The organism is Shewanella sp. (genome assembly GCF_048265805.1).
Lineage (GTDB): Bacteria > Pseudomonadota > Gammaproteobacteria > Enterobacterales > Shewanellaceae > Shewanella.
Genome location: NZ_JBLXAT010000007.1, coordinates 1 through 13,269 on the forward strand (window position 1 = coordinate 1; position 13,269 = coordinate 13,269).

Annotated in this window: 10 protein-coding genes; 5 read left to right on the forward strand and 5 right to left on the reverse strand. The window is 51.2% G+C overall.

Annotation, left to right across the window (positions count from 1 at the left end; translation table 11 throughout):
• Positions 1-364 precede the first annotated feature (364 nt).
• Complete coding sequence (locus ACN0TT_RS06620; RefSeq protein ID WP_417761353.1) at positions 365-1,012, forward strand: DNA-J related domain-containing protein; 648 nt, start codon at positions 365-367, stop codon at positions 1,010-1,012.
• A 128-nt stretch (positions 1,013-1,140) separates the two neighbouring features.
• The gene (locus ACN0TT_RS06625; RefSeq protein WP_417761354.1) at positions 1,141-1,863 is read left to right on the forward strand and encodes a DsbA family protein; all 723 of its coding nucleotides are present in this window, start codon (positions 1,141-1,143) and stop codon (positions 1,861-1,863) included.
• Positions 1,864-1,999: 136 nt separating this feature from the next.
• Here the strand turns inward: ACN0TT_RS06625 and mrcB are convergent, their stop codons facing one another.
• From mrcB to ACN0TT_RS06640, 3 genes are all read right to left on the reverse strand, one after another.
• Positions 2,000-4,303, reverse strand: a complete 2,304-nt coding sequence (mrcB, locus tag ACN0TT_RS06630) for a penicillin-binding protein 1B (protein WP_417761355.1) — start codon at positions 4,301-4,303, stop codon at positions 2,000-2,002.
• Positions 4,304-4,319: 16 nt separating this feature from the next.
• A complete protein-coding gene (gene hrpB / locus ACN0TT_RS06635; RefSeq protein WP_417761356.1) occupies positions 4,320-6,848 on the reverse strand; it encodes an ATP-dependent helicase HrpB in 2,529 nt (842 codons plus the stop codon).
• Between the two features lie 65 nt (positions 6,849-6,913).
• A complete protein-coding gene (locus ACN0TT_RS06640) occupies positions 6,914-9,091 on the reverse strand; it encodes a putative bifunctional diguanylate cyclase/phosphodiesterase (protein ID WP_417761357.1) in 2,178 nt (725 codons plus the stop codon).
• Positions 9,092-9,339: 248 nt separating this feature from the next.
• Here ACN0TT_RS06640 and thpR point away from each other — a divergent pair, with 248 nt between their 5' ends.
• Positions 9,340-9,885 (forward strand): RNA 2',3'-cyclic phosphodiesterase, encoded by a 546-nt coding sequence (gene thpR / locus ACN0TT_RS06645; protein WP_417761358.1) that lies wholly within the window; start codon positions 9,340-9,342, stop codon positions 9,883-9,885.
• Between the two features lie 3 nt (positions 9,886-9,888).
• Here the strand turns inward: thpR and ACN0TT_RS06650 are convergent, their stop codons facing one another.
• A complete protein-coding gene (locus tag ACN0TT_RS06650; protein ID WP_417761359.1) occupies positions 9,889-10,350 on the reverse strand; it encodes a GNAT family N-acetyltransferase in 462 nt (153 codons plus the stop codon).
• 149 nt (positions 10,351-10,499) lie between these two features.
• A complete protein-coding gene (pepB, locus tag ACN0TT_RS06655; protein WP_417761360.1) occupies positions 10,500-11,780 on the reverse strand; it encodes an aminopeptidase PepB in 1,281 nt (426 codons plus the stop codon).
• Between the two features lie 147 nt (positions 11,781-11,927).
• Here pepB and sfsA point away from each other — a divergent pair, with 147 nt between their 5' ends.
• Together sfsA and dksA are read left to right on the forward strand one after the other, a co-directional pair.
• A complete protein-coding gene (sfsA, locus tag ACN0TT_RS06660; RefSeq protein ID WP_417761361.1) occupies positions 11,928-12,632 on the forward strand; it encodes a DNA/RNA nuclease SfsA in 705 nt (234 codons plus the stop codon).
• A gap of 169 nt (positions 12,633-12,801) precedes the next feature.
• Entirely contained in the window at positions 12,802-13,248 is a 447-nt protein-coding gene (gene dksA, locus ACN0TT_RS06665; protein WP_417761362.1) for an RNA polymerase-binding protein DksA, read from the forward strand.
• The last annotated feature ends 21 nt before the right edge of the window (positions 13,249-13,269 follow it).

Genomic DNA, 13,269 nt, shown 5'->3' on the forward strand with positions numbered 1-13,269 from the left:
GCGGCGGTAGTTCTAGCTGAGCAGCTCTTAAAAAATGGCTATGCACTGGCGGATTTATGAGGGGATCCTTCAGTGCTAAGCGCTTATGGTAGCTAACAGCGTCTAGTTTCAATATTACCGCGTTAATAAAGTCGCTTGGGGGCATCACAACGTCCCCTTTATGACCTCGTTATTTCATCCGCAGCATTAGAGCGCAATGCCGAAGCAGAGCACAGCGGATGTCATCGCAGTGTTCATAATCTTAGCTTTGCTAAACTTTGGAGTAGTCGTTTCGCGGCTACGCCACTGCTAAGGCCAGTTTTTTATTGCACTGGCGATCTACTGTGGCATAGTAGAAAAAATCGCCTTCAGGATGAATGTTGCCATGTTGCTAGCCAAGCCTGCTATAGCAGATAACACGTCGGAAAATACGGTAAAGGCCAAATCTTTTCGGCAAGACAACCCGCTGATTTGGCCACTGATGACGCTGTTCAAAACCTCAGTAAAAAGCTGGAAGATCCACCATCTTGCCAGTGAACTACAAAGCCGAGGGTTAATGCACAAGCTAGATGACAGCCCAGAGAAAGATCTGTTCAAACGTAACTTTCTGTTGATGAATGCCCTGTACGAGTTACAGGAGATGTTACTGCCAGACCAATGGCTGCAAGTTAAATCGATGGATATTCAGCTATTTCGCTTAACCCCCACCAATGTGTTGCTACTACTTGATGAAGACCAATCGCTGCGGGATTACTATCTCGACTGGGGCAACTACGATACCAGCGTCAATGTGGTCAAACAGATGCTGGAAGAGTTTTGGAGTTCTTACGAGCATTATATTGGTGCCAATCCGAAGCGCTTAGCACACATTGACGCGTTGAAAGTAATGGAACTGGATATCGACGCTACCGACCGCGAAATTCGCCGCCAATGGCGTAAGCTTGCCCTGCGCTGGCATCCAGATCGCCCTGATGGTGATGCCGCCAAATTTAGGCAGATCTGTGAAGCGTGGCAGGCGCTCAAGATGAGTTAATGCTGCCGAAATCGGGGGCATTTCACATATATCACTAAAAAAGCATTGTTTAAGATTGGATTAAGTCACAATACCTAACCTCAATGCTATTAAGTTTATCTATTCGCATTCTTTGCAAGGAGTTTATTTTGTTGAAACCCGCTCTGGCCGTATTGATGCTTGCAGGGGCATCTTTTGCAGCTCACGCCACCGATTTTGTTGAAGGTAAACATTATACTCAGGTAACAAACAAGGCGAGTGATAGCCCTAAGGTCACTGAGTACTTCTCGTTCTATTGTCCGCACTGCTACAACATGTCCACTAAGTACCTTAACTTCATCAAAGCCAAAATTGATCCAAGCATTAAGTTTGATGATGCCCACGTTGACTTTATGAACAGCAGTATCGGTACTGAAGTGATGCGTTCATTAGCGGTAATGAAAACCTTAGGCGTAGAAAAAGAATTGCTGCCGAAGATGTTTGCCGCCATTCAAGGTGACAATGCTGGCGCACATGATCACAGCCATCCGCATCAATCAGGTATCAATAGCCGTGATGACATCAAACAGGTATTTGCCACTGCTGGTATCGATGCCGCTAAGTATGATGAAGTAGCCGACAGCAGTGAAACCACTGACACCATTAATAGCTGGCGCCAAGAGCAAACCACCTACCAAGTCGAATCCATTCCAACCTTTATCGTTAACGATAAATATCGTATCAACATGGATGAGATCCGCTCAGTAGCCGATCTGACTGAGCTGATCGATTACTTGGCCACCAAAAAAGAGGAAAAATCGGGTGGTAGCATGGGCTGGTTATTCTTGGCCTTTGCTGGTTTGGCTGCCGTAAGCCGCCGCCGTTATAGTTAATTTTTAGCGGCAATCACTTGGGGCAATGAACCTCTAGCGTTTGCTTTGTTGCAAATCAAACACGTTGTAAACAAGTTAAACTGCCCCGAATAAACCCAAAGGCCTCAAATGAGGCCTTTGTTGTTGATAGCATTTGTTAGTCGAACATCCGCTGCCACCAAGATTTTGGCTTACCGCAATTCTCCGCTGGATGATAACTATCCACCAGCGCTGGCACTGCGACAACATTGCCACAATCTGCCGCCATCGCCACACCAGTATCGCGGTCAAAGTATCCTTGTACGATACCGTTCTCCGGTGGTAAACGTAACGGCAATGGTGAGCGATTACGCAAGAACTGGGTATACACCGCCATCGCACCACTGCTGCCATAGAGAGACGTTTTACCGTTGTCATCTCGGCCGACCCACACGACTGCGACGTTACGTTCATCCATCCCTGCAAACCACGAATCACGGCGGTCGTTACTGGTTCCCGTTTTACCGGCTAAGGTAACGCCAGGGAACGCTTGCCCCAGTTTCGCAGCCGTGCCCGATTCCACCACTTTGGTCATGCCATACTGCACTAAGTAGTTCACTGACCGATCAATCGCTTGGTGCTGCGCTAAGCCACTGGCGGCAATCGGCTGGTTGTCTTTATCCAACACTTGCGTGACCGCCGCTAACTCACGATAACGTCCATGCGAACCGATAGTTTGATACAGCTGTGCCACCATCAATGGTGAACCGTTGACGGCGCCGAGCAACATGGATGGATATTGATTGATATTCTCCTTCCATCCGGCCTGCTTAATCGTGGTCGCTACCGCGTCCAATCCCAATGCCATCCCCAGATTCACCGTGGGCACGTTCATCGATTTCTTTAAGGCGGTAAGCAGCGGCACCTGACCACTAAACTGTTTATCATCGTTTTGTGGTGACCAAATATCACCGCGTTCGTTCTTGAGGGTAATCGGCTCATCTTGCAACGGCGTGACCAAGTTATAATGTCCCGGCTGCGTCAACGCCGTGGCATAGACAAACGGTTTTACCAACGAACCGATTGGCCGACGAATATCGGTGGCGCGGTTAAACCCGTAATAAGACGGCACTCGGTCACCCACCATCGCGGCAATACCGCCGCTATAGCGGTCAGTTACCACCATGCCAGTTTGCAGTTGCAGCTTCTCGGCATTGAGCGATTTCATCGCCGTGCTGACCGCTTCTTCGGCCGCCTCCTGCGCTAACGGATCCAGCGTGGTGTAAACCTTCACCCCTGACTGTTTTAACAGCGCCTCGCCGTAGCGGCTGCGCAGCTCTTGCTTCACCAGAGCGAAGAATGCGGGCAATTTTTGATGCACCGGACGGGAGGAATTGCGCAATGCTAACGGCGTTGAGGCCGCCAGTTGATACTGCTCAGCGGTAATCTTGTTACCTTCCATCAGTAAGCGCAACACTAAGTCACGCCGCTGCTGAGCCCGTTTGGGATAACGCCATGGATTGTAAAAAGAAGGCCCTTTAATCACCGCCACCAAAAAGGCTTGCTGAGCTAAGGTCAGCTCACCGATTGGCCGTCCAAAATAAAACTGCGATGCCAACCCCATACCGTGGATCGCACGGCTATGATCTTGCCCCATGTAAACTTCGTTCAGATACGCTTCGAGGATCTCCTCTTTGCTGTAGCGAAAATCGATAATAATCGCCATCAGCGCTTCGCGCGCCTTGCGCACCAAAGAGCGCTCACTGGTTAAGAAGAAGTTTTTGGCTAATTGTTGTGTTAGGGTTGAACCACCCTGCACGGTTCGGCCTGCGGTAATGTTAACCACCGCAGCACGAATAATGGCTAGTGGGTTAACACCATAATGTTCGTAGAAACTGCGGTCTTCGGTGAGAATTAAGGCTTCCACCACCATCGGCGGAATTTCTGCCGTCGGCACAAAGAGACGATCTTCACCGTCGCCTGTGACAATGCGATCCAGCAGCACTGGCTCTAAATGAAACACCGCTAATTGACGGTTGTCCCCTTCACGCGTCACTGACGTCACGCCGTTGCTGTCAAAACTCACCATCACCCGCTGTTCAGGCTGCTTGCCCTCAGGGTGTAAGAAGGGGCGGCGCCACAGGTCAACCCGCGTGCTAGACGCAGAGAACTCGCCGACTTGGCGCGGATTGGCCACTTTGCGATAGCCCAACAGTTTTAACTCATCAATCAGTTGCTGATGGCTCACTGGCGCGCCGGGATATAGCGACATCGAACGGCTAAAAATCTGCGCTGGCAGATACCATTTTTGCCCTTCGAATTTACGCGCAATAATTTGATCGAGATAGATGCTATAGACCAGCAGCACCGCGGCGAAAATCACTGTCAGCTTCCAGCCGACCGACCAGAGCTTACGCCACACTGAGGGCTTATTCGGTGTATTGCTGGACTTTTTTGGGGTTTTCTTGGTTGCTTTTGCCATTATTCCATTACTGCCGCTACTGATTGAGCGTACGCTTCTTTGTGAATTTTGTGGGTTGAGTGTTGGCCGGATCATCCGGCCATAGATGCTTAGGATACCGCCCACGCATCTCCTTTTTCACCTCGACATAGGGGCCAGCCCAGAAGCTCGCCAAATCTGGGGTTAACGCTAACGGCCGCTGCGCTGGTGATAGTAACTCCATCGTCACCGTCAACTTACCATCCAACAGCTGTGGGCTCTGCGCCATGCCTAACGCTTCTTGCAAACGCACACTCAACAACGCGCGCCCAGCGGCGTCATAACGCACAGGGGCATTGGTGCCCGTCGCCATCGGCCAGTGCTCCGGCAACCAATGCTGCAGTTGTTGTCGCTGCGGCCAACTGAGTGAATCGAGTAATATTGCATAGATATTTAGCGCTTTAAGCTGAGCAATATTCTGCACATCATTCAGGTAGGGTGCCAGCCAATCCGCTAACGAGTTGAGTAAAGTTTCATCGGTTAAATCGGCAAAGTCAGGCTGATGGGATCTTGCAATGCCGCACCTGAACTGTAGCTGTCTTGCGCGCTCGTCAACGTTGAGTACTTCCAACCCTTTACGCGCCACATAATCGAGGAAACCTTGTACTCGCATGTCGCGGCTAAGTGCTAACGGTTCTGATTTAAGCACCAGTTTGCCCAAACACAGTTGGCGCTCGGCTTGGATACGGCCGCGGTCCTCTTGCCATTGCGCCACCTCTTGCCAGTGGCACAGATAACTCAACTCCTGCTGCAACAAGGTGGCAGGTAACTCACATGCTAGCCAGACGCGACCGGCACTGCGGCCTTGCTGCTCTTGAAAATCAGCCACCACCAGCCAATCGGCTTGATTCAGTGGATCACTACTATCGAGCATTACGCCCGTGCCGTTAGCGAGCAAAAAGCCTTGCTGACCCCGCGCCATGGCAATGCGATCCGGAAAAGCAAAAGCCAATAACATCGCGGTATCGCTACGGTTAGCGGCGCGGATAAAACTTTGTGGCGCATCGGTAATACCAAAACGTTGCAGCCAATTGCGACACAAGCGTCCAGCTAAGCCACTGGTGGCACTGGACAAACGATTCAGCACATCGCTACTGCCACCGCTGCCGCCCGCTTCTAACAACGCGGCTAGCAAACAGGCTAAACCAAGTAACTGTGGTTGCTGCCGCTGTTGCGCTAATTGACTGGCCTTAACCAACATATGCGCCATGCGCACCGAGGCACCGAGTTGATACGCTTGCTTGCCGTGAGCGGTGACATTACGCTGCACGTCCACCAGTTCAAGGCTCTGCAGCAGTTGCCACGCAACCGCCTCATTGGCCGCATTAGCAGGGGTGAGCAGTGGCAAGTCATTGAGCGATTTGACACTCCAATTGGCCGCGTCAAACGCCATACCGAGCAGATCGCTACAGACAATCTCTGGCTCATCAGCAGGCATTAAGCGCGCTTGCTCTTCACTGCTCCACAAACGCAAACAAAAGCCCGCACTCAAACGCCCAGCTCGGCCCGCACGTTGAGTAGCGCTGGCTTGGCTGATACGTTTCAATCCCAAGCGGGTAACTGCAGTCTTGGGGTTGAAGCTCGCTTGGCGTTTATAGCCGCTATCGACCACCATAGTGATGCCATCAATGGTCAAACTGGATTCCGCCACGTTGGTTGATAGCACGACTTTTTGTGCACCATCGGCGAGCGGTGCAATCGCCGCATCTTGCTCCTCAGCGGCTAATTCACCGTACAGCGGCAGAATCTGAATCGCGCTATGTAAGCGGCCGGTGAGATACTCCTGCAACTGCAGTATTTCGCGTTTTCCGGGCAAAAAAGCCAGCAGTGAGCCCGCGGCTTGCGCCGTACTCGCGCCAAGTGCCACGGCCGAATCTGGCTGCATCAGCGCGCAGATCATCTTGCCCATATGGCTTAGCCAGTCAGGCATATAGCTATTATTCGTTGGGGTTTTGGCGGCTTGATAAGCCATGGTCACCGGAAAACTGCGGCCTTCACTGAGCAGTTTGCTAGCGTTGGGCATCAGTTGTTGCAGCGGCAAACCTTGCAAGGTTGCTGACATTGCCACCAGTGTCAGATCTTCCCGCAGCGATTCCTGCACTTCCAGCGCCAGCGCTAAACCGAGATCGGTACTCAAGTGCCGCTCGTGAATTTCGTCGAAGATGATCATCGCCACGCCGTCGAGCGTCGGGTCTTGCTGGATCATCCGCGTTAAAATCCCTTCGGTGATAATCTCCAGCTTAGTATGGTGACTCACCTTGCTTTCACCACGCACGCGAAAACCTATCTCATCGCCTAACGCTTGTTGCCGCTGTTTAGCCAGATAACTGGCGATGCTGCGGGCAGCAACACGCCGCGGTTCGAGCATTAAAATGCGACCATCAATCTCAGGCCAATCCAACATAGCATAAGGTAATGCGGTAGATTTACCCGCACCGGTAGGCGCTTCAATGATGAGTTGCCGTTGCTTGGCGAGTTGCGCTCGCAGTTGCGGCAAGAGGGCTTGAATCGGTAGATTGTCCAACATGAATAAGCTGTGAAACCAACAAAGGCCTAGTGTAACCCGTTTTCACCACGGCACGCTAACGCCTACTAGGTTGGGTTGAGCAAACTCGCCAACCGCTCCAGCGGCATCGGTTTGTGGATGCAGTAGCCTTGCGCATAGTCCACGCCAAGCTCTGTTAGCCGCGCGAGGATCTGCTCTGACTCGACAAACTCGGCCACGGTACGAAACTGCAAGTCTTTCGCCAGTTGGCAAACCGCAGCAACAATCGCCCTATCTGCGGGATCTTCACATAAGTTCACCACAAACTGACCATCGATTTTGACATAATCCAGCGCCAGCTTTTTAAGGTAAGCAAAGGAGGAGAAGCCGGCGCCAAAGTCATCAATCGCCAATTTACAACCGTGCGCTTCCAGCAGTTCTAACAACTGACACGCCTGCTCAACTTGAGTCAACATGGCAGTTTCGGTGATTTCGAAACATAAGTGCGACACCAGTTGTGCCTCAGCTAACAACTGTTTTTCCAGCCACTGCATAAACTCCCCGTCAGCCAGAGATGCGGCAGAGAGGTTAACGGAGATCTGCTCACACTGCTGCCACAGCTGAAAGTTGGCATTGCCCCAGCGCAGCAGGTTGTCGATCACCCAACGGTCAACTCGGGATGCCAAGTCATAACGCTCCGCTGCAGGAAAGAACACCGCAGGCGAGAGGATCTCGCCGTTTTCTCGCTGCATGCGCAGTAAAATCTCTAAGTGCATACCGCTACTAATCGGCTTAACAGCACGAATTTCCTGAAAATGCAGTTGAAAACGGTTACAAGCCAACGCATCAATAATCTCTAGAGAGGCGGTCATTTCGGTGTAAAACTTTTTGAAACGCATGTCGCGTTCATCGAAAATTTGGTACTGATTCCGCCCTAACTCTTTGGCTAAACGGCAGGCGGCATCGGCTTGCGCCAGCACGGTATAGATATCTTCATTGGCGCGCTCTAACGGCGCTACCCCCATGCTGGCGGAAATCTTATGCTCGCGCCCTTGCCAGCGAAATTGATGGCCGCGCACTTGGCTGCAAATCCGCTCGGCAATCACTTTGGCGGAATCTCGATTACAGGCATGCATCAAAATAGCAAACTCATCACCACTGAGCCGCGCCACTACATCGCCCTTACGTACCAACAGTTTGAGGCGCTCAGCAATTTGGCAGATCAAGCGGTCACCGGCCATATGGCCACTGAGATTATTCACTACGCGGAATTGATCTAAGTCGAGCAGCGCCAAACATACTGGCGAACCATCCTGTTCGAGTAATAAGCGCTGTAATAGATCTTCAAAATGCGCTCGGTTTGGTAAGCCGGTGAGCGCATCGTAGTTGGCTTGAAATGACAACTCTGACGCTAAACGGCGCCGCTCGCTGACATCCTCAGCAATGAGGATCAGATTTTGCTGTTCCGACTGCGCCGGATACAGCCCTAAGCGCTGCCAGCTCATATCGTTGTTGTGCATGATGCCGACTTCACACCACGCCTGTCCTAGCACGCCATCGCGCACCATATTTAAGGTTTCCAACAAGTTGTCACGGTCTTGCTCACGCACCACCTCTAACAGATTCACTTGCTGGTTATGCACCAAAGTCTGCTCGGCGATGCGATTCATCATGATCAGTTCATTGCGCCGATTGAGCTGCGCGCAGGCTAACTGCAACTGATGGAACAGTTCATGGTAGCGCCGCTCACTGAGTAGCAAAGCTTGGGCGATACGAGTCAGTTCCATGGCCGAAGCGATCATCGCTTGCGCTTGCTGCAGCTGTTCGATAAAGCTGTCAGCCCAGTCACACTCGCAATGGCAGTTAACGGCACCTAACGCCATCACGGTGTCGCCCAACTTTAATAACGGCAGCACCAGCAAACTTTTGACCTGCCATTGGCGTAATAACTGCTTTTCTTCCAGCGCATCTTTGGGCAGTTGCGCCACGGAGCTGAGCGACAGCAACCGCGGGTGTTTCACTAAATCGCGAAAAAACGGGGTTTGCCCTAAGCGCCACTCCCGCACGCCTTGGCCATTATTAAACTGAGGTTTGAGATAGAGATTTCTCGCCGAGATATGGCCGGGCTTAGTCAACGGCGCTAATACAAATACGCCATCGCAAGCCAACTGACGAGTGATCACCTCTAAGGCGCGATCGACATGCTGCTCCAACGTGGCAAGTGGGGTGTCACTAAATAAGTTCATCAAGGTTTGTTGCAGCGGATCGATTAACGCCTGCGTCATTACTTGTTCTCCGTAACAGTCAAACCACGACATCATCTATAGGGGTTGCGGGCCTGTTATGTTTAGTTTTTGTTCAAATCAAACGCGTTATGCACAAGGCGCAGCCAATCAAGTTTAGTCAACGCAGCCAACTTGATGCAACAAAGTCCAGCCACCGTTTAAATGCTTCTTGGGGCGAGGCCAAAACCAGCAACAAAGGTCAACAACCCCGAGTATAGTAATGGCTTTTAACTAGACGAATCACCGCAATGACAGACATAACTCCATGGCCGAAACGGTGTTTTTTAGGGTTTGCCCTGACCGACGTACAACAGCAGCAAATAACGCAATGGCAGCAAGCGCTTAATGAATCATCAGTGCGCTGGGTGCCGCAGGCGAACCTGCATCTCACTCTGGCGTTTCTTGGGCAATTACGACCGGAGCACATGGCGCAACTCATGGCGTGTGTACCGCAGTTGACACGGCAACGCTTTCGCCAGCCGTTAACACAGTTGGCCTATTGGCCGCAGCCTAAAATTGGTTGTATTACGGCGACGACTGTTGCGCCCGCCTTGCAACAGCTGGCCGACGCAGCGCAACAGTTGATGCAACAACTGGCGCTCCCCAGCAGTGAACATAGTGTGTATCGGCCACATATTACCTTGGCACGCAAAGCCAATAGCCTCGCCGAGGCGTGGCCACAGTTACCGTCGCTACAACTGACGTTACAGCCAAGCGCACTGCACCTCTATCAGTCACAGAGCGGTGATAGCGGGGTGAGCTATTCGATACTCCATCGCTGGCCGCTGTTATAACGGTTATAACTGTTTGGTCATTAATGCGCTGGGCAAGCTAATACCCGCAGGTGAATGGTAGGTTTCGTGACGCACTACGTGGAAGCCGCAATGTTGATAAAAATCGACGGCGTTAAGACTGGCGTCTAGCGACAATGCTGTAATACCACGCTCACGCGCCAGTTGCTCTAAAAACCGCAACATGCGCCCACCTAGCTTTTGCCCCATAAATTCCGGCAGCACAAACAGCCCTTCAATTTTATCGGTTTCTTCGTCGAGCATGCCGACCGCCACCAACTCATCATCAATCTCGATACCGTAAAAACCACGCTGCACCAGTTCAGCAAAGCCAGTGGGTGTGTCATCGGGTGTCCAAATGTCCAACGTTTTAGCGTCATATACACTGGCACAGCCAGCACGAATAGCGGCATTGCGTACCTGCCACACATAGTCCGCATCAATCTTGGCCAATTTTTTTATGGTCATCACGTTCCCTTGTGACGGCTGGAGAGACCCACACCGTTAATAAATACTTGAGACAAAAACGCTCGGCTAATGCCGAGCGTCGTTATCTTGATTGAAGCAGATTGAGTACAACCGGTCTAGCTGACTCACGTTTTACGCAGCTTTAGGGGTTACTCGTCACCGAGTAATTCAGCGATAGTCAGCATACCGTGGGTGGTCGCCCCCGCAGCCCATAATGCTGAGGCGCTGTCTTCAAACGCCGCCGCTAAATCAACATGCAACCAATCCGCTTGCGGGGTAACAAAACGCCACAAGAACCCAGCAGCATTAGACGCCCCACCTGGGCCACCGCCTTTCACGGCACGGCTGTTAGCAGTATCAGCATAAGCTGATGGGCAGGCATCTTTGTGCCATGGGTCGAGTGGCAGTGGCCAAACGTTTTCCGCCACCGCTGCCGCTTTTTTCTGGGTCAACGCCAGCACTTCAGGCTGCGGTGAAAAGATCGCATTATATTGACCGCTAACGGCCATCACTGCCGCGCCAGTTAATGTGGCAGCATCAATGATAAAGCCCGCGCCCGATTCACTGGCCGCTTGCAGGCCGTCAGCCAACACTAGACGGCCTTCGGCGTCAGTGTTCACCACTTCAACAGTGGTGCCGTTTTTATAAGTCAGAATGTCCCCCAGTTTATATGCGTGACCACTGACCAAGTTCTCGGCACAGCACAGGTAGAGTTTGACGCGTTTTTTCAGCCCACGCTGAATCGCCAGCCCCAAGGCCGCAGCGACTGTTGCGGCGCCACCCATGTCGGCTTTCATGCCCAACATGCCTTCAGAACTTTTGATGCTATAACCGCCTGAGTCAAAGGTGATCCCTTTACCCACCAACGCTACTGCGACTGGCGCATCAGTATCAAACGGGTTGTAATCTAGCTCTAACATTGCCGGTTGGCGCGCACTACCGCGACCCACGGCATGGATACCAATCCATTGATCTTTCAGCAGTTCATCACCGCTAATGATGCGATAGCTGACATGCGCTGGTGCCAATGAACTCAGCCATGCAGCGGTATCGCTCGCCAGTTTCACTGGATAGAGATTTTCAGGGGTGTCATTAATCAAGTCACGGGCAAAGCCTGCACTGGCCGCACGTTGTTGCAGCTCGCGCACCAACACTTCAGCGCCAGTCCACTGCACTTCGTGGCCGCCTTTAGCGGTAACAAAACCTTGATAAAAGCTCCATTGACGATCGGCATCCCAACCGTCACCACTGAAAGCGATGGTGTTGATACCTTGCGAGCGCAATTTACGCGCCGCCATCTGGATCTGTCGCAGCGGCTGCGACGATTTCATATGAATAATTACAGTGTCTGCAGCAAAACTTACATCAGCATTACCCCAGTGCGCCGCTGGCGCAGCTTGAGACAATACGACTTTAAAACATTCACTCATCGGAATACCTGCCTTCACCAAAAAAAGTGGCGCTATTGTAACGCAAAATTGCCCAAGCACCGAGTTTGTCGCTTGAGCACGCGTTGTGGCACGGCTACGCCGCTGGTAGGCTATTGGCTTTTATTTGATTTTGAGCGATATCGCGTCATGCAGTTTGAACCACCACTAGAATCTGGCCGCTTGCTACAACGCTATAAACGTTTTTTGGCCGATGTTGAGTTAGCCAACGGTGAACAGATCACTATCCACTGCCCCAATACAGGCTCAATGAAAAACTGTTTATTCCCCGGTGAGAAGGTGTGGTTTAGTCGCTCCGATAATCCTAAACGCAAATACGCTTGTACTTGGGAGTTGATGCAAACACCAACAGGCGATTTGATCGGTATTAACACTGGCCGCGCCAATCAACTGGCTGAAGAGGCAATAAATGCTGGCATTATCACCGAACTACAGGGCTACCAGCAGCTCAAGCGTGAAGTATGTTATGGTGTGGAGAATAGCCGCATTGACATTCATCTCAGCAGCGGCCTTGAAGCCGACTGTTATGTCGAAGTCAAAAGCGCCACTTTATTAGAGGGCGCCAGGGGTTACTTCCCCGATGCGGTTACCCAACGCGGCCAAAAACATCTACGAGAATTGATGCAAGTTGTCAAAAATGGCCAGCGAGCAGTGCTATTGTTTATTGTGCAGCATACAGGCATAAAAAATGTCGCTGCAGCGGCGCATATTGATAAAAATTATGCTGAATTACTCAATGAAGCGATCGCGGTGGGTGTTGAAGTTTTAGCTTATCGCAGTGAACTGAATTGTAACGAATTTAAGGTAACTCAAGCCGTACCTTTCATCCGTTGAATTTAAAAGAAAATACGACCAAAGTTGACTGTTTTACAATTTAGCAGGCATATTCAAATATATTGCTTTAGATATTGGGAAATGTTTGCCTCGGAATTTATATTCTGCTATAGATAGCGGCCGTTCTAAAACGACGCCCTATGACGCAAACGAAAACAGGAGATGCGTTATGCCTGAAGGCACTAAAACACTTGGTGTACTCGCAATCGCAGGTTTGAGCCCTTACCAGGAAGCACCCGGTGAGGAGTACATGAACCCGAAACAACGGGATCACTTCAAAGCCATTCTTGAAGCCTGGCGTAATCAACTGCGTCACGAGGTGGACCGTACCGTTACGCATATGCAGGACGAAGCAGCTAATTTTCCAGATCCAGTCGATCGCGCTGCGCAGGAAGAAGAGTTCAGCCTAGAACTGCGTGCACGTGACCGCGAACGTAAGCTGATCAAGAAGATTGAAAAAACACTGCAGAAGATCGAAGAAGACGATTTTGGCTTCTGCGATTCATGTGGTGTTGAAATTGGTATTCGTCGTCTCGAAGCCCGCCCAACTGCCGACCTTTGTATTGACTGCAAAACCTTAGCTGAAATCAAAGAAAAACAGATGGCTGGTCAGTAATGACACCGCAGCGGGGCTAAG